The organism is Pseudomonas sp. NPDC089530, assembly GCF_050280705.1.
GTDB lineage: Bacteria > Pseudomonadota > Gammaproteobacteria > Pseudomonadales > Pseudomonadaceae > Aquipseudomonas.
In genome coordinates this window covers 1-21844 of the sequence record NZ_JBNNVU010000010.1, presented here as the reverse complement: position 1 = coordinate 21844, position 21844 = coordinate 1, and the positions used below count along the sequence as shown (strand labels likewise).

Annotated in this window: 19 protein-coding genes and 1 pseudogene; 14 read left to right on the top strand and 6 right to left on the bottom strand. The window is 64.9% G+C overall.

All coding sequences use genetic code 11. The features are described from left to right. Window positions 1-105 precede the first annotated feature (105 nt). The 4 genes from ACQKQA_RS06125 to ACQKQA_RS06110 form a co-directional block, all read right to left on the bottom strand. Window positions 106-654 (bottom strand): cupin domain-containing protein, encoded by a 549-nt coding sequence (locus ACQKQA_RS06125; protein WP_075119104.1) that lies wholly within the window; start codon window positions 652-654, stop codon window positions 106-108. A 435-nt stretch (window positions 655-1089) separates the two neighbouring features. After that, window positions 1090-2370 (bottom strand): NAD(P)/FAD-dependent oxidoreductase, encoded by a 1281-nt coding sequence (locus tag ACQKQA_RS06120; protein WP_427554556.1) that lies wholly within the window; start codon window positions 2368-2370, stop codon window positions 1090-1092. Window positions 2371-2425: 55 nt separating this feature from the next. Continuing rightward, window positions 2426-3916 (bottom strand): aldehyde dehydrogenase, encoded by a 1491-nt coding sequence (locus tag ACQKQA_RS06115; RefSeq protein ID WP_427554554.1) that lies wholly within the window; start codon window positions 3914-3916, stop codon window positions 2426-2428. A gap of 32 nt (window positions 3917-3948) precedes the next feature. Next, window positions 3949-5325, bottom strand: coding sequence for a glutamine synthetase family protein (locus ACQKQA_RS06110; protein ID WP_427554552.1), 1377 nt, complete (start codon window positions 5323-5325; stop codon window positions 3949-3951). 265 nt (window positions 5326-5590) lie between these two features. Here ACQKQA_RS06110 and ACQKQA_RS06105 point away from each other — a divergent pair, with 265 nt between their 5' ends. The 8 genes from ACQKQA_RS06105 (at window position 5591) to ACQKQA_RS06070 (ending at window position 13471) form a co-directional block, all read left to right on the top strand. After that, on the top strand, window positions 5591-6367 hold the full coding sequence (locus tag ACQKQA_RS06105; protein WP_427554550.1) for a gamma-glutamyl-gamma-aminobutyrate hydrolase family protein: 777 nt from the start codon (window positions 5591-5593) through the stop codon (window positions 6365-6367). Between the two features lie 245 nt (window positions 6368-6612). After that, window positions 6613-7755, top strand: a complete 1143-nt coding sequence (locus ACQKQA_RS06100; RefSeq protein WP_427554548.1) for an ABC transporter ATP-binding protein — start codon at window positions 6613-6615, stop codon at window positions 7753-7755. Window positions 7756-7796: 41 nt separating this feature from the next. Further along, the gene (locus tag ACQKQA_RS06095; RefSeq protein ID WP_427554720.1) at window positions 7797-8678 is read left to right on the top strand and encodes an ABC transporter permease subunit; all 882 of its coding nucleotides are present in this window, start codon (window positions 7797-7799) and stop codon (window positions 8676-8678) included. Next, on the top strand, window positions 8675-9556 hold the full coding sequence (locus ACQKQA_RS06090; RefSeq protein ID WP_427554546.1) for an ABC transporter permease subunit: 882 nt from the start codon (window positions 8675-8677) through the stop codon (window positions 9554-9556). The genes ACQKQA_RS06095 and ACQKQA_RS06090 overlap by 4 nt, the downstream gene beginning before the upstream one ends. A 70-nt stretch (window positions 9557-9626) precedes the next feature. Continuing rightward, complete coding sequence (locus ACQKQA_RS06085; RefSeq protein WP_427554544.1) at window positions 9627-10739, top strand: polyamine ABC transporter substrate-binding protein; 1113 nt, start codon at window positions 9627-9629, stop codon at window positions 10737-10739. Window positions 10740-11152: 413 nt separating this feature from the next. Beyond that, entirely contained in the window at window positions 11153-11677 is a 525-nt protein-coding gene (locus ACQKQA_RS06080; RefSeq protein ID WP_427554542.1) for a DUF2867 domain-containing protein, read from the top strand. A gap of 18 nt (window positions 11678-11695) precedes the next feature. Continuing rightward, window positions 11696-12868 carry an N-methyl-L-tryptophan oxidase gene (gene solA / locus ACQKQA_RS06075; RefSeq protein ID WP_427554540.1) on the top strand — a complete coding sequence of 391 codons (1173 nt, stop codon included), beginning with the start codon at window positions 11696-11698 and terminating at the stop codon, window positions 12866-12868. Window positions 12869-13030: 162 nt separating this feature from the next. Continuing rightward, complete coding sequence (locus tag ACQKQA_RS06070; RefSeq protein ID WP_427554538.1) at window positions 13031-13471, top strand: CBS domain-containing protein; 441 nt, start codon at window positions 13031-13033, stop codon at window positions 13469-13471. A 234-nt stretch (window positions 13472-13705) separates the two neighbouring features. On the opposite strand, the gene ACQKQA_RS06065 is transcribed toward ACQKQA_RS06070, so the two are convergent. Continuing rightward, window positions 13706-14608, bottom strand: a complete 903-nt coding sequence (locus ACQKQA_RS06065) for a LysR family transcriptional regulator (protein ID WP_427554536.1) — start codon at window positions 14606-14608, stop codon at window positions 13706-13708. Window positions 14609-14736: 128 nt separating this feature from the next. Between ACQKQA_RS06065 and ACQKQA_RS06060 the strand changes: the two genes are divergently transcribed. From ACQKQA_RS06060 to ACQKQA_RS06050, 3 genes are all read left to right on the top strand, one after another. Next, complete coding sequence (locus tag ACQKQA_RS06060; RefSeq protein WP_427554534.1) at window positions 14737-15813, top strand: AbrB family transcriptional regulator; 1077 nt, start codon at window positions 14737-14739, stop codon at window positions 15811-15813. 198 nt (window positions 15814-16011) lie between these two features. Then, window positions 16012-18237, top strand: coding sequence for an LTA synthase family protein (locus ACQKQA_RS06055; RefSeq protein WP_427554532.1), 2226 nt, complete (start codon window positions 16012-16014; stop codon window positions 18235-18237). Window positions 18238-18357: 120 nt separating this feature from the next. Beyond that, window positions 18358-19197 carry an NAD-dependent protein deacetylase gene (locus tag ACQKQA_RS06050; protein WP_427554531.1) on the top strand — a complete coding sequence of 280 codons (840 nt, stop codon included), beginning with the start codon at window positions 18358-18360 and terminating at the stop codon, window positions 19195-19197. Here ACQKQA_RS06050 and ACQKQA_RS06045 read toward each other — a convergent pair. Beyond that, window positions 19194-20099 (bottom strand): LysR substrate-binding domain-containing protein, encoded by a 906-nt coding sequence (locus tag ACQKQA_RS06045; RefSeq protein ID WP_427554529.1) that lies wholly within the window; start codon window positions 20097-20099, stop codon window positions 19194-19196. The two genes, ACQKQA_RS06050 and ACQKQA_RS06045, sit on opposite strands and share 4 nt — an antisense overlap. 149 nt (window positions 20100-20248) lie before the next feature. Between ACQKQA_RS06045 and ACQKQA_RS06040 the strand changes: the two genes are divergently transcribed. From ACQKQA_RS06040 to ACQKQA_RS06030, 3 genes and pseudogenes are all read left to right on the top strand, one after another. Beyond that, window positions 20249-20947, top strand: a complete 699-nt coding sequence (locus ACQKQA_RS06040) for a CoA transferase subunit A (protein WP_007920583.1) — start codon at window positions 20249-20251, stop codon at window positions 20945-20947. Between the two features lie 32 nt (window positions 20948-20979). Then, window positions 20980-21639 (top strand): CoA transferase subunit B, encoded by a 660-nt coding sequence (locus tag ACQKQA_RS06035; RefSeq protein WP_016703337.1) that lies wholly within the window; start codon window positions 20980-20982, stop codon window positions 21637-21639. Window positions 21640-21653: 14 nt separating this feature from the next. Further along, window positions 21654-21844: pseudogene (locus ACQKQA_RS06030) on the top strand (acetyl-CoA C-acetyltransferase); the annotation flags it as partial.

Here is a 21844-nt window from a genome sequence, read left to right as displayed (position 1 = left end):
CGAGAAATAGCTCAAGAGCGCCCCGTAAAATCACAGCCATGGTGAGGGTAAGCGGCTATCAATCAGCCGCTCAAGATCAAGAGAGCGTTTCAGGCATTGCCCGCCTCAGAAGTTCGCCGGCGTATTCGCACTAATAATCTCCGCCTCATCCTGCCCAATATTGCGAAACTTATGCGGCAAGGTCGTCGGAAAATAATACCCATCCCCCGGGTTCAACACGCTCACCTGCCCATCCACCGTCAACTCCACGGTGCCACGGGTCACAAGCCCACACTCCTCCCCTTCCGCATGCACGATCGGTTCGTCGCCGGAGCTGGCGCCGGGGGCGTATTGTTCGCGCAGGAAGCGCATCTGGCGGCTGGGCAGTGCAGCGCCGATCAGCAGCAGGCGGGCGCCGTCGCGGCCGAGGTCGGGTTGTTCGTTGGCGCGGAAGACGTATTGGTGTTCGCGCGGGGGCTGGTCGAAGGTGAAGAAGTCGGCCAGGGACATGGGGATGCCTTCGAGCAGCTTTTTCAGGGAGCTGACGGAGGGGCTGACGCGGTTCTGTTCGATCAGGGAGATGGTGGCGTTGGTTACGCCGCTGCGTCGGGCCAGCTCGCGCTGGGACAGTTTGTAGCTTTCGCGAACGAGTTTGAGTCGAGTGCCCGTGTCCATAGCAGCCTTATGTGAGGTGTACTTAAGGGTATTTCGGCGCTTGGGTCGCGATTGTCGCGATTTGGGTGCCTCTGGAGCCTGAAAGGCGGCTATTTAAACATGTTTGACGGCGGTGCTGTAAAGGCTGGCGATAAGGGGTTTGCGGGGATTTTACGGTGGGTTTGCGGGGCCTGGGAGGTCCTGCGGACCTCTTCGCAGCCTCGCCGGGGCTCGGCAGCGGCTACAGGTCGGTGTTGAGCCGGGGTTGGCCCGGTGTTGGGGCCGCCTGGGTGTAGCCGCTGTCGAGCGTTAGCGAGGCTGCGATCGACCGCGCAGCGGGCGCCAAACCTGCCGACGCGGTGTGTCTGGCGCTCCGCGTCATCGTTTATCGCGAGCAAGCTGCGCTCCTACAAGAGCAGGAGCGTGGGTTGCCGTGCCCACGCGCCCTGTCAGCTCTTAGATGCCCAGGCGGTCGCGCAGGGCGTAGTACGCCGCGCCCATGGCGGTCAGCGGGGCCTGGAAGGTGCGGCCGCCGAACATCGGCATATGCGGCAGGGAGGCGAAGGCGTCGAAGCGTTCGGCGTCGCCGCGGATCATTTCGGCGATCAGCTTGCCGGCCAGGTGCGAGCAGGTGACGCCGTGGCCGCTGTAGCCCTGCATGTAGTAGGCGTTCTTTTCGATGCGGCCGAATTGCGGCATGCGCGACATGGTCAGCAGGAAGTTGCCGGTCCAGCGGTAGTCGATCTTCACGTTCTTCAGTTGCGGGAAGGTCTTGAGGATCTTCGGCCGGATCAGTTGCTCGATGTCGTCCGGCTCGCGGGCGCCGTAGACCACGCCGCCGCCGTACAGCAGGCGGTTGTCGGCGGTGAGGCGGTAGTAGTCCAGCAGGTAGTTGCAGTCTTCCACGCAGTAGTTGTTGCGGATCAGGCTGCGGGCCACTTGCTCCGACAGCGGCTCGGTGACCACGATCTGCGAGCCGCAGGGCATGCTCTTGCGCGTTACCCGCGGGTCGAGGTCCTGTTGCAGGTAGGCGTTGCCGGCGATCAGCAGGTACTTGGCGCGAACCACGCCCTTGGCGGTGCGTACCACGTTGGGTTCGCCGTAGGTGATTTCCACCGCCGCCGATTGCTCGAAGATCTTGCCGCCCAGGCCGATGATGGCGCTGGCTTCGCCCAGGGCCAGGTTCAGCGGGTGGATGTGCCCGCCCTGCATGTCCAGCAGGCCGCCGACATAGGCGTCGGAACCGACTTCCCGGGCGATCTGCGCCTGGTCCAGCAGCTTCAAGTTCTTGTTGCCGTAGCGCTCCCAGGTGGCCTTCTGTTCGGCCAGGCCCTTGAACTGTTTGTTGTTCATCGCCGCGAAGATGCCGCCCGGGCGGTAGTCGCACTGGATGTCGTAATGCTGGATGCGCTGGCGAATGATCTCGGCGCCTTCGAAGATCATGCTGCCCAGCACTTCGGCGCTTTTCTCGCCGTAGCGCGACTCGATCACATCGACGTCGCGGCTGTAGGAGTTGACCAGTTGCCCGCCGTTGCGCCCGCTGGCGCCGAAGCCGACCTTGGCCGCTTCGAGCACGGTGACGCTGTAGCCGGCTTCCGCCAGGAACAGCGCCGAGGACAGGCCGGTGTAGCCGGCGCCGATCACGCAGACGTCGCACTCCACCAGCTCTTCGAGCACCGGAAAGTCGGCGGTCGGGTTGCGGGTCGCGGCGTAGTAGCTGTTTACGTAGGTTTGCATTATCGAATTCCCCAGCAAGTGCGGATCAACGCCCGCCCCGCTGTTGTTATAGGTCTTAGAGCTTGATCCAGGTCGCTTTCAGCTCGGTGTACTTGTCGAAGGCGTGCAGCGACTTGTCGCGGCCGTTGCCGGACTGCTTGAAGCCGCCGAACGGCGCGGTCATGTCACCGCCGTCGTACTGGTTGACCCACACGCTGCCGGCGCGCAGGCCGCGGGCGAAGCGGTGGGCGCGGCTCAGGTTGCTGGTCCAGACCCCGGCCGCCAGGCCGAAGATGCTGTCGTTGGCAATCTGCAGCGCTTCTTCTTCTGTGTCGAAACTGATGACCGAAAGCACCGGGCCGAAGATCTCTTCGCGGGCGATCGTCATGGCGTTGGTCACGCCGTCGAAAATGGTTGGCTCGACGTACAGGCCGCCAGTGCTTTCCAGGGTCCGCGCGCCGCCGGCCAGCAGTTGGCCGCCCTGCTCCTTGCCGATCTCGATAAAGCGCAGCACGTTGTCCAGTTGGCGCTGGTCCACCACGGCGCCGACTCGGGTAGCCGGGTCCAACGCATGGCCGGGTTTCCAGGCTTTGAGGGCTTCCACCAGCAACGGAATGAACTGCTCGCGGATCGAACGTTCCACCAGCAGCCGCGAACCGGCGGTGCAGACTTCGCCCTGGTTGAAAGCGATGGCGCTAGCCGCCGCTTGCGCCGCGGCGCGCAGGTCCGGGGCGTCGGCGAACACCACGTTGGGGCTCTTGCCGCCCGCCTCCAGCCACACCCGCTTCATGTTGCTCTGCCCGGAGTACACCAGCAGTTGCTTGCCCACCGCGGTGGAGCCGGTGAAGGCCAGCACGTCCACGTCCATATGCAGGGCCAGGGCCTTGCCCACGGTGTGGCCGTAGCCCGGCAGGACGTTGAACACGCCTTCAGGAATACCAGCGTCTAGGGCCAACTGGGCGATGCGGATCGCGGTCAGCGGCGACTTTTCCGACGGTTTGAGAATGAACGAGTTGCCCGCCGCCAAGGCCGGGGCGAACTTCCAGCTGGCCATGATCAGCGGGAAGTTCCACGGCACGATGGCCGCGACTACGCCGGACGCTTCGCGGGTCACCAGGCCCAACTGGTCGTGGGGCGTGGCGGCGACTTCGTCGTAAATCTTGTCGATGGCCTCGGCGCTCCAGCGGATCGCATTGGCAGTGGCCGGCACGTCGATGCTCATCGAGTCGCCGATGGGCTTGCCCATGTCCAGGGTTTCCAGGAGCGCCAGTTCTTCCTGGTGCGCGAGGATCAAGTCGGCAAAACGGATCAGCACACGCTTGCGCTCGGCCGGGGCCTGGCGCGACCACACACCGGACTCGAACGCCCGGCGCGCCACCTGCACCGCGCGCTCGGCATCGGCCTCGTCGGTGCTGGCGACGTTGGCCAAAAAGCGCCCGTCCACCGGGCTGGTGTTTTCAAAGGTGGCGCCGCTGGCGGCATGGCAATACTGGCCGTCGATAAAGGCGCGCCCTTCGAGGGTCAAGGACTGGAAGCGCTGCTCCCAGTCGCTGCGGGATTTAGTCATGGCAAATACTCAACGCAGGAATAGGCACGGCGTCAGACCGTGTGCAGGTACCAGTTGTATTCGAGGTCGGAAATGGAGTTTTCGAACTCGGCCAGCTCGCTTTCCTTGCAGGCGACGAACACGTCGATGTAGGTCGGGTCGATGTACTTGGCCATCACCTCGCTGTCGTCCAGCACCCGCAGGGCGTCGCGCAGGTTGCTCGGCAGGCTCGGCTCGCTCTGCTCGTAAGCGTTGCCTTCCATCGCCGGGCCGGGCTCGATCTGGTTGGTCAGGCCGTGGTGAATGCCCGATAGCACCGAGGCCATCAGCAGGTAGGGGTTGGCGTCGGCGCCGGCGACCCGGTGCTCAATGCGCACTGCGTCCGGCGAGCCGGTGGGCACGCGCACGGCCACGGTGCGGTTGTCGATGCCCCAGGTCGGCGAGTTCGGCACGTAGAACTGCGCGCCGAAACGGCGGTAGGAGTTGACGTTCGGGCAGAGGAACGCCATCTGCTCCGGCAGGGTGTCGAGCACGCCGCCGATGGCATGGCGCAGGGCCTCGTTGGTCTCTGGGTCTTCGCTGGCGAAGATGTTGTTGCCCTGCTTGTCGAGGATCGAAATGTGCACGTGCAAACCGTTGCCGGCCTGGCCCGGGTAGGGCTTGGCCATAAAGGTGGTGTCCATCTCGTGGTCGTAGGCGATGTTCTTCACCAGGCGCTTGAGCAGCACCGCGTAGTCGCAGGCTTTGATCGGGTCGGACACGTGGTGCAGGTTGACCTCGAACTGCGCCGGGGCGCTTTCCTTGACGATGGCGTCGGCCGGGATGCCCTGCTCCTTGGCGCCCTCGAGAATGTCCTGCAGGCAGTCGACGTATTCGTCGAGGTCGTCGATCAGGTAGACCTGGGTCGAATGCGGGCGCTTGCCGGAGATCGGCGAACGCGGCGATTGCGGGCGGCCGTTCACGTTGTCCTGATCGATCAGGTAGAACTCCAGCTCGAAGGCCGCGCAGATGGTCAGGCCCAGTTCGTCGAACTTGCTCACCACCTTGCGCAGCACTTCCCGCGGGTCGGCGAAGAAGGGTTCGCCCTCGATCTCGTGCATGGTCATCAAGAGTTGCGCGGTGGGGCGCTTCTGCCAGGGCTCGACGCTCAGGGTGCCGGGGATCGGGTAGCAGATGCGGTCGGCGTCGCCGATGTCCAGGCCCAGGCCGGTGCTTTCCACGGTGGAGCCGTTGATGTCCAGGGCGAACAGCGAGGCCGGCAGGTTGATGCCTTTCTCGTACACCTTGTGCAGGGCCGTACGCTCGATGCGCTTGCCGCGCACCACGCCGTTCATGTCTGCAATCAGCAGATCGACGTACAGGACCTCGGGATGTTTTTTCAGGAAGGCGTTGGCTTCGTTGAGCTGAACGGCACGCAGTGGGACCGACATGATGCACCTATGTGTTAATTATTATGTTCAAGGCTGTTGCGTGGCAGCAGTCAATCCGAAAGGAAAAGTGAAGTCAAGAGCAGGCAAGCCAGCAAAATCGTTAAATATTTTGCTCCTTATCGCCACAACGCAGGCGCCGCAAGGCGCCGTTCACTGGCAAGAGAAATATTTCGTTTAGAATTTTTTACACCCCGGTTGTCAATTAAAATCAACGAGGCTAAGCTCTGGAAAAACTCGTTCCTGCGTGAATTTCGAGGTGATAAAAATGGCATTCAAGCCATTGATCGGCGTTACTGCGTGCGTCAAAGAGATCGGGCTGCACCCCTACCACGTCAGCGGCGACAAGTACTTGCGTGCTGTCAGTGCCGCGGCCAAGGGTCTGCCCCTGATCATTCCTTCCCTGGCGGATCTGATCGATAGCGAGGATCTGCTGCGCAACCTGGACGGCCTGCTGTTCACCGGCTCGCCGTCGAATGTGGAACCCTTCCACTACCAGGGCCCGGCCAGCGAACCGGGCACCGCCCACGACCCCCAACGCGATGCCACCACCCTGCCCCTGCTGCGCGCGGCGATTGCCGCCGGCGTGCCGGTACTGGGCATCTGCCGCGGCTTCCAGGAGCTGAACGTGGCCTTCGGCGGCAGCCTGCACCAGAAGGTGCATGAACTGCCGGGCTACCTCGACCACCGCGAAGCCGACCACCCGGACCTGGCCGTGCAATACGCCCCTGCCCATGCCGTTACGGTGCAGGCCGGCGGTGTATTCCAGGCCCTGGACCTGCCCCATGAGTTCCAGGTCAACTCGATCCACAGCCAGGGCATCGACCGCCTGGCCCCCGGCCTGCGCGCCGAGGCCCTGGCGCCGGATGGCCTGATCGAAGCGGTGTCGGTCGAGCACAGCACGGCCTTTGCCCTCGGCGTGCAGTGGCATCCGGAATGGCAGGTGCTGTCGAACCCGGTCTACCTGCGGATCTTCCAGGCTTTCGGCGATGCCTGCCGGCAACGGGCCGCGCAACGGCGCCAAGCCCCGAACCCTGAAGCCTGATCCCTGAAGCAGGGCCGCCACAGCGGCCCTGACACTCGACACGATTCATCACGCCCTGCCCCACGGCGAGCGCGCCTGTGCGCGCCCGACATTCGGCGTGAGCAACACCCGGCAAGACCACAACAACAAATAGCGTCAGGCCGCCAGGACGGCAGCGCCGAACCGACCCGCCCCGCGCGGGCTGGCAATCCACCTTTAGGCCCGGCCGTATTGGCCCGGCTGCTGACACCTGTTGGGAGTTTCACATGGCAAACGCCTCCAGCACTTACCGGAAAGCCCTCGAAGGCAACCCGAGCCCGCAAAAGGTTCTGGTGAAGATCGACCGCGTGACCAAGAAGTTCGATGAAACCGTGGCCGTGGACGATGTGTCCCTGGAGATCCACCAGGGCGAGATCTTCGCCCTGCTCGGCGGCTCGGGCTCCGGCAAATCCACCCTGCTGCGCATGCTCGCCGGTTTCGAGCGGCCCACCGAAGGGCGCATCCTGCTGGATGGCGTGGACATCACCGACATGCCGCCCTACGAGCGGCCGATCAACATGATGTTCCAGTCCTACGCGCTGTTCCCGCACATGACCGTGGCCCAGAACATCGCCTTCGGCCTCAAGCAGGACCGCCTGCCGGCCGACGAGATCGACGCCCGGGTCGGCGAGATGCTCAAGCTGGTGCACATGACCCAGTACGCCAAGCGCAAGCCCCACCAACTGTCCGGCGGCCAGCGCCAGCGCGTGGCCCTGGCCCGCTCCCTGGCCAAGCGCCCGAAACTGCTGCTGCTCGACGAACCCATGGGCGCCCTGGACAAGAAGCTGCGCTCGCAGATGCAACTGGAGCTGGTGGAGATCATCGAGCGCGTCGGCGTGACCTGCGTGATGGTGACCCACGACCAGGAGGAGGCCATGACCATGGCCCAGCGCATCGCCATCATGCACCTGGGCTGGATCGCCCAGACCGGCAGCCCGGTGGACATCTACGAAGCCCCGGTGAGCCGCATGGTCTGCGAGTTCATCGGCAACGTGAACGCCTTCGACGGCACCGTGATCGAGGACCTGGAAGGCCACGCGGTGATCCACTGCCCCGAGCTGGAACAGAAGATCTACGTCGGCCACGGCGTCAGCACCTCGGTGCAGGACAAGTCGGTGACCTACGCCATCCGCCCGGAAAAGATGCTGGTCAGCACCACAAAACCCGAGCTGCGCTACAACTGGTCCCGGGGCAAAGTGCACGACATCGCCTACCTCGGCGGGCATTCGGTGTTCTACGTCGAACTGCCCGGCGGCAAGATCGTCCAGTCGTTCATGGCCAACGCCGAACGCCGCGGTGCGCGGCCGACCTGGGACGACCAGGTCTACGTCTGGTGGGAAGACGACAGCGGCGTGGTACTGCGCGCATGAGTACCTCGACCATGACCCTCAATCGCAAACTGCTCCGTGTGCTGCCCAGCGGTCGCAAGCTGGTGATCGGCATTCCCTTCCTCTGGCTGTTCCTGTTCTTCATGCTGCCGTTCTTCCTGGTGATGAAGATCAGCTTCTCGGAAGCCGCCCTGGCGATTCCGCCCTACTCGGAGATCTACAGCTTCGCCGAACAGAAATTCCAGCTGCTGCTCAACGTCGGCAACTACGTGCTGCTGGTGGGCGACGAGCTGTATATCTCGGCCTACCTCGGCTCGCTGAAGGTCGCCCTGCTCAGCACCCTGATGTGTCTGCTGATCGGCTTCCCCATGGCCTACGCCATCACCAAGGCCAGCAAGGAAGCGCAGAACGTGTTGCTGCTGCTGATCATGATGCCGACCTGGACCGCGATCCTGATCCGCGTCTATGCCTGGATGGGCATCCTCAGCAACAACGGCCTGCTCAATGCCTTCCTGATGTGGAGCGGGCTGACCTCGGCGCCGATCGAAATCCTCAACACCAATACCGCGGTCTATATCGGCGTGGTCTACGCCTACCTGCCGTTCATGGTGCTGCCGCTGTACGCCAACCTGGTCAAGCACGACCCGAGCCTGCTGGAAGCCGCCTCGGACCTGGGGTCGAGCACCTTCAACAGCTTCTGGAAAATCACCGTGCCGCTGGCCAAGAACGGCATCATCGCCGGCTGCATGCTGGTGTTCATCCCGGTGGTGGGCGAGTTCGTGATTCCGGAGCTGCTGGGCGGTCCAGAGACCCTGATGATCGGCCGCGTGCTGTGGCAGGAGTTCTTCAACAACCGTGACTGGCCGGTGGCCTCCGCACTGGCGGTGGTGATGCTGGCGATCCTGATTATTCCGATCCTGCTGTTCAACCGCAGCCAGGCCAAAGAGATGGAGGGACGGGCATGAAACGTTTCGGATTTTCCAGCCTGATGCTGGTGCTCGGCCTGGTGTTCATTTACCTGCCGATGCTGATCCTGGTGATCTATTCGTTCAACGCTTCCAAGCTGGTGACGGTCTGGGGTGGCTGGTCGGTGAAGTGGTACGTCGGTCTGCTGGACAACTCGCAACTGATGGGCTCGGTGGTGCGCTCCCTGGAGATCGCCTGCTACACGGCAATCGCGGCGGTGGCGTTGGGCACCCTGGCGGCCTTCGTGCTGACCCGGGTCACCCGCTTCAAGGGGCGCACCCTGTTCGGCGGCCTGGTCACCGCGCCGTTGGTAATGCCCGAGGTGATCACCGGCCTGTCGCTGCTGCTGTTGTTCGTGGCCATGGCGCAACTGATCGGCTGGCCCCAGGAGCGCGGCATCGTCACCATCTGGATCGCCCACACAACATTCTGCGCCGCCTACGTGGCCGTGGTAGTCTCCGCGCGCTTGCGTGAACTGGACCTGTCCATCGAGGAGGCGGCGATGGATCTGGGGGCACGGCCGTTCAAGGTGTTCTTCCTGATCACCATCCCGATGATCGCGCCGTCGCTGGCGGCGGGCGGCATGATGTCGTTCGCTTTGTCCCTGGACGATCTGGTGCTGGCGAGCTTCGTCTCGGGCCCGGGCTCCACCACCTTGCCGATGGAAGTGTTCTCGGCGGTGCGCCTGGGGGTGAAACCGGAGATCAACGCCGTGGCCAGCCTGATCCTGCTGGCGGTGTCGCTGGCGACTTTCCTGGTCTGGTTCTTCGGCCGGCGCGCCGAAGAACGCCGCAAGCGGGCGATCCAGGAAGCCATGGAGTTCACCGCCAACGAAGCCTATCAACCCGCAAGCCCACGGATGCAAGCGACGGCCTAGGCCGTCGCGTTTCACGACACCCCGCGTTCCAGCTGCAGCGATCTGCACAATAAGAAATGGAGTTGTACCGATGAAAATGCTTGGCAGGATGTTGTTCGCCAAAAGCGTGCTATCGCTGTCCCTAGTCGGCGCCCTGGTTACCGGCGCCCAGGCCAACGACAAGGAGTTGCGCGTCTACAACTGGTCGGACTATATCGCCCCGGACACCCTGAAGAAGTTCGAGGCCGAGACCGGCATCCACGTCACCTACGACGTGTTCGACAGCAACGAAACCCTGGAGGCGCGCCTGCTCACCGGCAAGTCGGGCTATGACATCGTGGTCCCGTCCAACAGCTTTTTAGCCAAGCAGATCAAGGCCGGGGTCTACCAGGAACTGGACAAGTCGCGGCTGCCGAACTGGAAGAACCTCAACCCGGTGCTGCTCAAGAACGTCGCCGCCAGCGACCCGGGCAACGCCCACGCCTTCCCCTACATGTGGGGCTCGATCGGCATCGGCTACAACCCGGACAAGGTCAAGGCGGTGCTGGGTAGCGACGCGCCGGTCAATTCCTGGGACCTGCTGTTCAAGCCGGAGAACGCCGAGAAGCTCAAGGCCTGCGGCATCAGCTTCCTCGACTCGCCGACCGAAATGCTCCCGGCCGCCCTGCATTACCTGGGCTACCCGGTGACCAGCAAGGACAAGGCGCAGATCCTCGAAGCCGAAGCGCTGTTCATGAAGATCCGGCCGTCGGTGACCTACTTCCATTCCTCCAAGTACATCTCGGACCTGGCCAACGGCAATATCTGCGTGGCCGTGGGCTACTCCGGCGATGTGCTGCAGGCGCGCTCCCGGGCCGAAGAAGCGGGCAACAAGGAGAAGGTCGCCTTCAGCATTCCCAAGGAAGGCGCCGGCAGTTTCTACGACATGATGGCCATGCCCAAGGACGCGGCCAACGTCGACAACGCCTACCTGTTCATGAACTTCCTGATGCGCCCGGACATCGTCGCCGAGGTCACCAACAGCCTGGGCTACAGCAACGCCAATGCGGCCGCCACGCCGCTGGTGGACGAGGCGATCCGCAACGACCCGGCCTCGTACCCGCCACAAGCGGTGCTCGCCACCCTGTACGCGGTGCCCGACCAGCCGATCCCCATCCAGCGCGTGATGAACCGTGGCTGGACGCGGATCAAGCTCGGCAAATAAATACCCCGCGCGCCCGGCCATTGCGCCGGGCGCCGCTGCCCTCTTCCGTTCATGTCGCGCCTTACCACCGCGACACTCCTGCGAACGGGCTCGCCTGGCTCCCTCGGTTCAGGCGACTCCTTGGCGCCCTCCTCGGGCGCCTTTTTTGCTTTCGGCCCACACACAAAACCCTGTCTGCGTACGACCCGCAGGGGCGCGGCGTTCTCCAGATCGCTGAAGGCCCTGCGGGCCTTATCGCAGCCTCGCAGGCTCGGCAGCGGCTACAAGAATTGGCGTAGGCCATGTATGTAGCCGCTGTCGAGCGCCAGCGAGGCTGCGATCGAGTGCGCAGCGCTCGCAAGAGCCCGCCCCCTCCAGCGCTCCCCCTGCAAACAATGCTATTTTTTGCCGCCACTTCTACAGGGAACGTATCGATGCAAACCGCCGTCCAGCCTTGCCCATTGCCCAGCCCTTCCAGCATCGCCAACCTGGCCGCCGGGGCGAGCTTCATCGATTGCCGCCAGGTCCTGGCCCAGGACCCCGACCGCAGCGCCATGCGCCACCTGCTGCACCTGATGAGCCAGACCCCGGCCTGGATCGACCGGATGATGGCCCTGCGCAACCGCGTGGTGCAGCTGTTCGGCCTCAAGGACCTGGGGCGCCTGACCCGGATCGACCTGGCCCGGGCCGACGAGGATTACCAGCCCGGCGACCGGGTCGGCATCTTCACCCTGGTCTCCCAGCACCCCGACGAGGTGCTGGTGGCGGACCGCGACCAGCACCTGGACGTGTACCTGTCCCTCAACCGCCTGCCACTGACCGCCGAGGGCCGACGACCGGTGGTGCTGTCCACCGTGGTCCATCCGCACAACCTGCTGGGGCGCCTGTACATGCTGCCGGTGGCGCCGTTCCATCGGCTCATCGCGCCCATGACCCTGGCCACTATCAATCGCCGCTGACAGTCCAAGGACACCGCCATGCAGACACCCGAATTCGATGTCGTTGTAGTCGGCCTGGGCGCCATGGGCGCGGCCACCCTGTACCAGTTGGCCAAGCGCGGGGTGAAGGTGGCCGGTATCGACCGCTTCGCCCCGCCCCACGATCAGGGCTCGAGCCATGGCGACACCCGCATCACCCGCCAGGCCGTGGGCGAAGGCGCGGCCTATGTGCCGCTGGCGATCCGCGCGCAGCAGATCTGGCGCGAACTGGAAGCCCAACTGGATACGCCGCTGTTCGAACAATGCGGCGTGCTGGTGATGACCTCCAGTGCCACCCCGACCGGCCAGGACGGTACGCCGGACTTCACCGAAAACACCCTGGCCCTGGCTCGCCGCTTCGGCATCGAACATGCAGTGCTGGACGCCGCGCAGATCCGCCAGCGCTTCCCGCAGTTCGCGCCGATCCACGACAGCGCCCTGGGTTACTTCGAACCCGGCGGCGGTTATGTACGGCCCGAACGCTGCATCGACGCGCAACTGACCCTGGCCCGCCAGCTGGGCGCGACGCTGTTCACCGGCGAGACGGTGCTGGCTATCGACAGCGATCGGGGGCAAGTACAGGTCACCAGCCAGAACCGGCGCATCACCGCGGCCAAGGTGGTGGTCTGTGCCGGCATGTGGTCCAGCCAATTGCTGGGAGCGCCCTTCGACGAGCTGCTGCGGGTCTGCCGGCAGACGCTGTACTGGTACCGGTTGGCGCAGCCGGTGATCGTTCCCGAGCACTCGCCGAGCTTTATCGTCCACGGCGCCAGCGACGAGCAGACCTGCTACGGCTTTCCGCCGATCCCCGGCGAAGGCAGCATGAAGATCGCCACCGAGCAGTACAGCCAGAGCTCGACGCCGGACACTCTGGATCGCCAGGTCAGCGCGGCGCAGGGCGAGGCGATGTACCGCGACCTGGTACTCGCCCATATCACTGGCGTCACGCCAGAGCTGGTGAAGTCCGCCGTCTGCGCCTACACCGTGACCCCGGACTCGCACTTCATCATCGACCAGCACCCAAGCCTGGCCAACGTCACCGTGGTCAGCGCCTGCTCGGGTCACGGTTTCAAACATTCTGCGGCCATTGGCGAAGCCCTGGCCCAGCGACTGGTGGACGGACACAGCGAGATCGACCTGAGTGCGTTTTCCCTGGCGCGCTTCGGCCATTGAGCCACGGGCGTCGGGACGGCTTTGCGAAAAAATCGATTCAGTGACGTTTTTCCTGCACTGGGCGCCGCTTTTCAACCTTGCCCCTTCGTTCACTCTCAACGATTCTTTAGGAACCCCCGCGGGGCGGCGCCAGACCGTCCCGGGCCTAACAAGGAGCGCCCCATGAAGAGCGTCGCTGAAGTACTGAAGTTGAAGGCCAAGCACAACCAGCAAGTGCACACCATCGCGCCGCACCAGATGGTGCTCGAGGCGCTGATGCTGATGGCCGAGAAGAACGTCGGCGCCCTGCCAGTGGTGCAGAACGGCGAAATAGTCGGGGTGATCAGCGAGCGCGACTACGCGCGCAAACTGGTGCTGCACGGCCGCTCCTCGGTGGGCACGCCGGTCAGCGCGATCATGAGTTCGCCGGTGATCACCGTGGACTCGCACCAGAGCGTGGAAACCTGCATGGGCATCATGACCGACAGCCACCTGCGCCACCTGCCGGTGGTGGAGAACGGCCAGTTATTGGGCCTGCTGTCCATCGGCGACCTGGTCAAGGAAGCCATCGCCGAACAGGCCGACCTGATCCGCCAGCTGGAGCAGTACATCCGCGGCGAATGATCCTCCCCCGGTAGCTGCCTTCGGGCGGCTACCTTCCCCTCACCGCATAGCCCCCCTGTAGGAGCGAAGCTTGCTCGCGATAGCCGGCAACGCCGGTGCCCTGGCATGCAACGCGCTCTATCAGGCAAACCGCGTCCACAGGTTTGCGCCCGCTACGCGGGCGATCGCAGCCTGCGGCAGCGGCTACATCCAGCCCATCATCACCATTACCACCGCCCGCCCAGTGTGCGGGGGTCATCCGGCGCTAAAGAAACTGCGCCCCTCGCGCTTGAGCAGGTCCAGCAGGGCCTGGGCCGCCGGCGACAGGTAGCCTTCGCTGCGCACCAGCACCACGATGCTGCGATGCATGCGGGTCTGTTCCAGCGGCACTTCCCGCAAGTGAGCGATACCCTTGAAGTCGTCCAGGGTTTCCCGGGCCAGGAAACTCAGCAGCCCGGTCTTGCCGATCAGCCGCGGCAACAGGGAAATGGTGTTGGTCTCGATCTGCACCGAAGGCAACGGCAGTTGGTGGCTCTGGAACACATTGTCGATCCAGCGCCGGGACGAGACCCCGGTCCCCGGCAGCACCCAACGGTAGTCGCACAGGTCGCGCAGGCGCATCGGCCCGTCGAACAGCGGATGGTCGCGGCTGGCGACCACCACCGCTTCGTCCTCGAACAAGGCATGGTGCAGCAACTGCGGATCGCCCTCGGACAGCGGGCAGATCACCATGTCCAGGCGCCCGGAACGCAGCGACTCGCGCAGCATGTCGTCCTGGCCGATCGCCAGGTTCAGGGTGATGTCCGGCGCATGCTCCAGCAGCGCCGCGGTCATCTGCGGCAGCAGGTGCTCGGCCATGCTCGCCGCGCAGCCCAGGCGGATATTGCCCAGCACGCCGCTGGCGAAATCGCGCACCTCGCGGTGGGTCTCGGCGATGTTCTGCTGCAACTGCCGGGCGCGCTGTTGCAGCAGCTCGCCCACCGCCGTCAGCTTGATCCGCCGCCCCTCGCGCTCGAACAGTCGGGTGCCGAAGGACTCCTCCAGGCGCTGGATGCTTTTGCTCAGCGCCGGCTGGCTGCGGTTGAGCTTCTGTGCGGCGCGCCCGAGGTGGCCCAGCTCGGCGATGGTTTCGAAATACGTCAGGTCGCGCAGGTCCATAATCGATAAACCAGAGTTATTGATTGATGACAATTAGAAACTGGACTTGATCGGTTGCGCTATCAATAATTTGCCCCGAAGCGCTGGTAGCAACGGTCCCGCAACAGGAACGGCCAGCGCACCGGAGAATGCCCTTGCCCCATCCCTCGTGCTTGTCCCTGTCTACCTGGCCCCTGCCCTTGCAATGGCTGGCGCTGCTGCTCCTGGCCGGCAGCGCCGGGCAGTTGCTCAAGCATTTCCAAGTGCCCGCCGGCCAGTTTCTCGGGCCGATGCTGGTGGCCATCGGCTTCGGCGTCAGCGGCGCCCGCATTCGCATGCCGCGCCAGGCCTTCCGTCTCGGCCAGGGCTCGGTCGGGCTTCTCGCCGCCCACTCCATGACCATGGCGGTGCTGGCCTCGATGGCGCAGTCCTGGCACGTGATGCTGTTCGCCACCCTGCTCACCGTCTGCCTCAGCGCCCTGGTCGGCCTGGCCCTGGTGCGCCTCGGCGGCCTGCCGGCGAGCACCGCGGCCTGGGGCACCGCACCGGGGGCGGCTTCGGCCATGGTGGCGATGGCCGACGATTTCGGCGCCGACTCGCGGGTGGTGGCCACCATGCAGTACGTACGGGTGGTCTGTGTGGTGATGATCGGCGCCCTGGCCAGCCACTGGATCGGCGTTCCGGCCGGCGGCAGCGAAGCCCACGCCAGCGAAGTCACCCTGCAGACCTTCACCCTGCTCAACCTCGGCCTGACCCTGGGCACCCTCGTGCTCGGCGTGCTGCTCGGTTCGCGGGTGCCGGCCGGGGCCCTGCTGGTGCCGCTGCTGATCGGCGGCGCCCTGCAGATCTCCGGGCTGCTGCACATCACCCTGCCCGGCTGGCTGCTGGCCCTGGCCTACGGCGCCATCGGCTGCTACGTCGGCCTGCGCTTCGACCGGCCGACCGTGCGCTACGTGTGGAGCCGGCTGCCGGCGATGATTCTCGGCGCGGTGCTGCTGATCGCCCTCTGCGCGCTGTCGGCCTGGCTGCTGGCCCACTGGATGGACAAGGACTTCCTCTCGGTCTACCTGGCCACCAGCCCCGGCGGCCTGGACTCCATGACCATCATCGCGGTAGACACCCACGCCGACGTCGGCCTGGTGCTGGCCATGCAGACCTTGCGCTTGTTCGCGGTGATCGTCAGCGGCGCGTTTTTCGCCCGGCTGATCATCAAATGGGCGCGCTGAATGCCGCCGCTGTGCTTTTTAAACACTCTGAAATAGTTAATCCGGCCGCCACGACGCCTCGCCAATCCCGCCGCCAAACGCCTGGACAGGGGGCTTCAAGCCTCCTCCCTGGCGGCCTGCGTCCTTATTTCCTTCAAGAATAAGAAACGTCTTGCCGCCTGCCCTTGTTACCATTGCGCACATTTGCGTGAAGCCTTGATGACAGGCAGGTTATTTGTGAAGTTGATTCGTCGTTTTCTACACCACCCCTTTGCACCGCTGTGCGCCTTGTTCGGCCTGTTGTTGCTGGTGCCCATGGGCGCCCGCCTGGCCCTGGGCTGGTCCAACCCGTTGGGCTACCTGTCAGACCTGGCCAGCGCCAGCCTGCTCACCGTGCTGCTGTACCGTCGCCCCTGGTGGCTGGCCCTGCCGGTGCTGCTGGTCTGGGCCCTGTTGACCCTGGTCAGCGCCGAACTGGTGAGCGCCGTGGGGCGCATGCCCAACATCGCCGACCTGCATTACCTGGTGGACCCGCAATTCGTCGGCAACTCCACCGGCGGCGGTCTGGCCCACCCGTGGCTGGGCCTGGCCCTGCTGCTGGGGCTGGCGCTGTGGCTGGGCGTCCAGCGCCGTAGCCGCGCGGCGCAGCTGCCGACCTTGCCCCGTTACAGCTGGACGCTGCCGGTGCTGCTGTTGCTGGCCCACGGCAGCGCCCAGTACCTGAAACCCAGCGACGCCGATCAATGGCACCTGTTCAACCTGCCCCACCAGGCCCTGGCGACCGCCACGGGCCAGGCGCAGATCCAGGTGGAAGACTGGCTCGAAGGCGATGTGCCCGAACTGCCGGTGCAGATGGCCGGCCTGACCCAGCTCGACCTCGACGGCGAGCGGCTGCTGGCCGGCCCGGGCCAGGCGCGCAACGTGCTGCTGATCGCCCTGGAAGGCATTCCCGGGGCCTATATCCAGACCAACCGCGAAGCCCTGCACAGCCGCTATCAGGACAACCTGATGCCCAAGCTCAGCGCCTGGGCCGAACGCGGCATGAATGCCCCGGACTATGTGCTGCACAGCCACCAGACCATTCGCGGCCTGTACGCCATGCTCTGCGGCGACTACGACAAGCTCGACAACGGTACGCCCAAGGGCATCGAGCTGCTGACCCAGAGCCAGCGCAACCGCGCCTGCCTGCCGGCCCAGCTGCGCCAGCACGGCTTCGCCACCCATTACCTGCAAGGCGCCGGCCTGCGCTTCATGGCCAAAGACAAGATCATGCCGCACATCGGCTTCGACGCGACCCACGGCCTGGAGTGGTTCAGCAACGCCAACTACCTGGACTTCCCCTGGGGCAAGGACGACAAGGCCTTCTTCGAAGGCGCGCTGGACTATGTCGGCCAGCTGAAAAAGCAGAAAAAGCCATGGATGCTCACCCTGCTCACCGTCGGCACCCACCAGCCCTACTCCGCGCCCGAGGACTACCTCAACCGCTTCGACACGCCCAAGCAGGCCGCCGTGGCCTACCTGGACGACGCCATCGGCCAGTTCATGGACCAGCTGGAACGCCAGGGCGTACTGAAAGACACCCTGGTGATCATCACCTCGGACGAATCCCACGGCATCGATGGCGTGCGCCTGGCCTCGTCCTGGGGCTTCAACCTGATGCTGGCCCCGGAGCAGGCACAACTGCCGAAGCTCAAGTCCGGGACCTACGGCCATGTCGACTTGAGCGCCTCGGTGCTCGACTATTTCGGCTTCCAGCCGCCGGACAACCTCAGCGGCCGCTCGCTGCTGCGAGACTACGCCCTGGGCCGGGAAATCATGTCCTACACCAACGGCAAGCTGCGCTACCACGACGGCCAGGGCACCCTGACCGAATGCGATTTCCAGCAGCGCTGCCGCTACTACGCAAGCCCCGGTTTCATCGCCGACAGCGCCACCTTCAAGGGCCAGTACGGCGGCCTGCGCGCACGCCAGATCAGCGCCCGGGCCGAGGGCCTGGACCGCACCCTGCTGCAATCGTCGCTGAACCTGCACTACCAGTTCGGCAGCCCGGCGATCATCCCGCTGCAAGCGCAGATCAAGGACGACTGGGCCGACAACCTGATCGGCGCCCAGTACCTGGAAATGCCCAAGGGCTCCCAGACCCGGGTGCGCTTCACCGTGCGCTCGGCCGACCCGCAGCAGAACGCCTACATCCTGCTCAAGGGCAAGGAACGCGAGCAGGACGTGGCCCTGGGCCTGCCGGACGAGATGCTGGTGACGCCCGACCAGCCGCTGGAAATGGACTTCAGCTTCGCCAACCCGGAATCGCGCAAAGCGTTCTCTTTCCACCTGCTGGGCTATGGCCTGGGGGCGGTGGAGGTCAGCGACTTCAGCGTGATCACCGAACTGCCGGGCCAGGAAGAAGCCACCGAAGCCCCCCAGGACGACAGCGCGCAGTCCTCCTGAGCCGGCCTTGCACGACGCTGGGCGGCAACTTCGCCGTCCAGTTCCCGCCCCCTTGTCTAAAATCCTCGCCAGGCACAAGGTATGCCTTCGCCGCGCCATCGCCCGAGCACGAGGATTCAGATGACCGACACCCTGGACGCTCCCCTGGAGCAATTGCAGCGCCTGATGGCCGAGCGCCCCTTCATGGTTCTCACCGGCGCCGGCATCAGCACCCCGTCGGGGATTCCCGACTACCGCGACAACCACGGCGTGCGCCGTGGCCAGCAGCCGATGATGTACCAGGAGTTCCTGGCCGACCCCAGAGCCCGGCGCCGCTACTGGGCGCGGGCCATGCTCGGCTGGCCGCGGATCCGCCAGGCACGGCCGAACGCGGCCCATGAGGCCCTGGCGCATTTGCAGGCGCGGCAGCGGATCGCCGGGGTCATCACCCAGAACGTCGACACCCTGCACGACCAGGCCGGCAGCCAGGGCGTGATCGAACTGCACGGCAGCCTGCACCGGGTGGTCTGCCTGGATTGCGCCCGGCACAGCCAGCGCCAGGCGATCCAGCAGTTGCTGGAGCAGCACAATCCCTACCTGGCCGGCGTCGACGCCGTACAGGCTCCCGACGGCGATACCCTGCTGGACCCGGCGCTCGAAGAACGCTTCCAGGTGCCGCGCTGCCCCCATTGCGCCGGCGAACGGCTGAAACCGGATGTGGTGTTCTTCGGCGAGAACGTGGCCCAGGCCACCGCCGCCAAGGCCATGAGCAGCGTCGAACAGGCCGCCGGCCTGCTGGTGGTGGGGTCATCGCTGATGGCTTATTCGGCCTTCCGCCTGTGCAAGGCCGTGGTCGAGCAAGGCAAGCCGCTGATCGCCATCAACTTCGGCAAGACCCGTGCCGACGAGTTGCTGGACCTGAAGATCGCCGCTTCCTGCGAGCAGCTGTTGCCGCTACTGGCCGAGCGCCTGGTGCCTTAAGGCTCGACCGACAAGCGCTCGGCCAGCCCGGCCCCACGCAGGATGTCGAACAACGCCTGGGCCGCGCTCGACAGTTCGTGCCCGGGGTTGGTCAGTACGCCGATGGCGCGCTCCACCACCGGGTCGCGCAAGGTGATACAGCGGGCGCCCAGTTCCTGCATCTGCCCCGCGCACAGGGCCGGCACCGCGCTGACGCCCAGGCCGCTGGCGACCATGCGCCCCACCGTCGCCAGTTGGTGGCTCTCGAACTCCACCGGCAGTTTCATCTGCCGCGCCCGCAGGTGTTCTTCGAGCATCACCCGCACCGTAGAGGGTCGTTGCAGGGTGATGAAAGGCTGCTCCAGCAGCGACTGCCAGTCGATGTCCGCCAGGGCCGCCAGGGGCGAATCGCTGGGCACCACGGCGACGAAGCGATCGATGTACAGCGGGGTAAACTGCAGCGAGGCGCTTTGCTGCGGCTCGAAGGCCACCCCCAGTTCCACCTGGCGGTCGCGGACCATCTCCAGCACCTGTTCGTTGATCACGTCGTTGACTGTGACGTTGACCTGCGGATACCGCGCGCGAAAGGTCTTGAGAATCGGCGGCAGCAGGTTGCCGGCGAAGGACGGCATGGCCGCCAGGGTCACCCGCCCGCGTTGCAGGGTGAAGCGCTGGCGCAGTTCGTCCTCGGCGTTGTCCCAGTCGGCGATCAGGCGACGCGCCAGGGGCACCAGGGCCTCGCCTTCCGGGGTCAGGGCCACGTTGCGCGTGTTGCGGCTGAACAGCCGGCCGCCCAGGCTATCCTCCAATGCCTTGATGGTCAGGCTCAGGGCCGACTGCGACAGGTGCAGGCGCTCGCAGGCCACGGCGAAACTCAGGCTCTGGGCCACGGCCAGGAAGGCGCGGATCTGTTTGACAGTCATGGGGGGTACCTCGGCATCGACTGTTGAGTTTTATCTATCAATCAACCTTAAAAATCAACTTAACAAATGAATGCCCCGGCGCAACACTGCGGCTCACCGTTCAAACGGCCGGCAGGCCACGTAAAGACGAATAACAAGAGGATGTGCAGATGGCAGGTTTCGACAAGCGCGTAGCGTCCTACGAGGAAGCCCTCGAAGGCCTCAAGGACGGCATGACCGTGATTTCCGGCGGCTTCGGCCTGTGCGGCATTCCGGAAAACCTGATCGCCGAGATCAAGCGTCGCGGCACCCGCGACCTGACCGTGGTCTCCAACAACTGCGGCGTCGACGGTTTCGGCCTCGGCGTGCTGCTGGAAGACCGGCAGATCAGCAAGGTGGTCGCCTCCTACGTCGGCGAGAACGCGCTGTTCGAGAAACAGCTGCTGAGCGGCGAAATCGAAGTGGTGCTGACCCCCCAAGGCACCCTGGCGGAAAAGATGCGCGCAGGCGGCGCCGGCATCCCGGCCTTCTTCACCGCCACCGGCGTCGGCACCCCGGTCGCCGACGGCAAGGAAACCCGTGAATTCAACGGCCGCGCCTACCTGATGGAAGAGTCCATCACCGGCGACTTCGCCATCGTCAAAGGCTGGAAAGCCGACCATTTCGGCAACGTGGTCTACCGCCACACCGCGCAGAACTTCAACCCGCTGGCCGCCACCGCCGGCAAGATCACCGTGGTCGAGGTCGAAGAGATCGTCGAGCCGGGCGAGCTGGACCCGACGCAGATCCACACCCCCGGCATCTACGTCGACCGGATCATTTGCGGCACGTTCGAAAAACGCATCGAACAGCGCACCGTGCGCAAGTAATCGCCCGCCCAACGACTGACGGAGAATAAAAAATGGCTCTTACCCGCGAACAAATGGCTCAACGCGTCGCCCGCGAACTGCAGGACGGCTTCTACGTGAACCTCGGCATCGGCATCCCGACCCTGGTGGCCAACTACATCCCCGACGGCATGGAAGTGATGCTGCAATCGGAAAACGGCCTGCTGGGCATGGGCGCCTTCCCCACCGACGACGAAGTCGATGCCGACATGATCAACGCCGGCAAACAGACGGTCACCGCACGCATTGGCGCGTCGATTTTCTCTTCTGCCGAATCCTTCGCGATGATCCGCGGCGGCCATATCGACCTCACCGTGCTCGGCGCCTTCGAGGTCGACGTGCAGGGCAACATCGCCTCCTGGATGATCCCCGGCAAGCTGGTCAAGGGCATGGGCGGCGCCATGGACCTGGTGGCCGGCGCGGAAAACATCATCGTCACCATGACCCACGCCTCGAAAGACGGCGAGTCGAAACTGCTGTCGCGCTGCAGCCTGCCGCTGACCGGCGCCAACTGCATCAAGCGCGTGCTGACCGACCTGGCTTACCTGGAGATCGAGAACGGCGCGTTCATCCTCAAGGAGCGCGCGCCTGGGGTGAGCGTCGAGGAAATCGTCAGCAAGACCGCCGGCAAGCTGATCGTGCCGGCCCACGTGCCTGAAATGCAGTTCGCCTGAACAGGAGCCAGACCATGCAAGACGTCGTAATCGTTGCCGCCACCCGCACCGCGGTCGGCAGTTTCCAGGGTTCGCTGGCGAACATCCCCGCGGTCGATCTCGGCGCCGCAGTGATCCGCCAGCTGCTGGCCCAGACCGGCCTCGACGGCGCCCAGGTCGATGAAGTGATCATGGGCCAGGTGCTCACCGCCGGCGCCGGACAGAA

What these genes read in the sequence shown, in the direction of transcription:
- ACQKQA_RS06040 (WP_007920583.1), top strand. Translation starts at nt 20,249, where the DNA reads ATGGCAGGTTTCGACAAGCGCGTAGCGTCCTACGAGGAAGCCCTCGAA.
- ACQKQA_RS06065 (WP_427554536.1), bottom strand. Translation starts at nt 14,608, where the DNA reads ATGGACCTGCGCGACCTGACGTATTTCGAAACCATCGCCGAGCTGGGC.
- ACQKQA_RS06100 (WP_427554548.1), top strand. Translation starts at nt 6,613, where the DNA reads ATGGCAAACGCCTCCAGCACTTACCGGAAAGCCCTCGAAGGCAACCCG.
- ACQKQA_RS06085 (WP_427554544.1), top strand. Translation starts at nt 9,627, where the DNA reads ATGAAAATGCTTGGCAGGATGTTGTTCGCCAAAAGCGTGCTATCGCTG.
- ACQKQA_RS06035 (WP_016703337.1), top strand. Translation starts at nt 20,980, where the DNA reads ATGGCTCTTACCCGCGAACAAATGGCTCAACGCGTCGCCCGCGAACTG.
- ACQKQA_RS06080 (WP_427554542.1), top strand. Translation starts at nt 11,153, where the DNA reads ATGCAAACCGCCGTCCAGCCTTGCCCATTGCCCAGCCCTTCCAGCATC.
- ACQKQA_RS06045 (WP_427554529.1), bottom strand. Translation starts at nt 20,099, where the DNA reads ATGACTGTCAAACAGATCCGCGCCTTCCTGGCCGTGGCCCAGAGCCTG.
- ACQKQA_RS06070 (WP_427554538.1), top strand. Translation starts at nt 13,031, where the DNA reads ATGAAGAGCGTCGCTGAAGTACTGAAGTTGAAGGCCAAGCACAACCAG.
- solA (WP_427554540.1), top strand. Translation starts at nt 11,696, where the DNA reads ATGCAGACACCCGAATTCGATGTCGTTGTAGTCGGCCTGGGCGCCATG.
- ACQKQA_RS06090 (WP_427554546.1), top strand. Translation starts at nt 8,675, where the DNA reads ATGAAACGTTTCGGATTTTCCAGCCTGATGCTGGTGCTCGGCCTGGTG.
- ACQKQA_RS06055 (WP_427554532.1), top strand. Translation starts at nt 16,012, where the DNA reads ATGACAGGCAGGTTATTTGTGAAGTTGATTCGTCGTTTTCTACACCAC.
- ACQKQA_RS06125 (WP_075119104.1), bottom strand. Translation starts at nt 654, where the DNA reads ATGGACACGGGCACTCGACTCAAACTCGTTCGCGAAAGCTACAAACTG.
- ACQKQA_RS06060 (WP_427554534.1), top strand. Translation starts at nt 14,737, where the DNA reads ATGCCCTTGCCCCATCCCTCGTGCTTGTCCCTGTCTACCTGGCCCCTG.
- ACQKQA_RS06120 (WP_427554556.1), bottom strand. Translation starts at nt 2,370, where the DNA reads ATGCAAACCTACGTAAACAGCTACTACGCCGCGACCCGCAACCCGACC.
- ACQKQA_RS06110 (WP_427554552.1), bottom strand. Translation starts at nt 5,325, where the DNA reads ATGTCGGTCCCACTGCGTGCCGTTCAGCTCAACGAAGCCAACGCCTTC.
- ACQKQA_RS06115 (WP_427554554.1), bottom strand. Translation starts at nt 3,916, where the DNA reads ATGACTAAATCCCGCAGCGACTGGGAGCAGCGCTTCCAGTCCTTGACC.
- ACQKQA_RS06050 (WP_427554531.1), top strand. Translation starts at nt 18,358, where the DNA reads ATGACCGACACCCTGGACGCTCCCCTGGAGCAATTGCAGCGCCTGATG.
- ACQKQA_RS06105 (WP_427554550.1), top strand. Translation starts at nt 5,591, where the DNA reads ATGGCATTCAAGCCATTGATCGGCGTTACTGCGTGCGTCAAAGAGATC.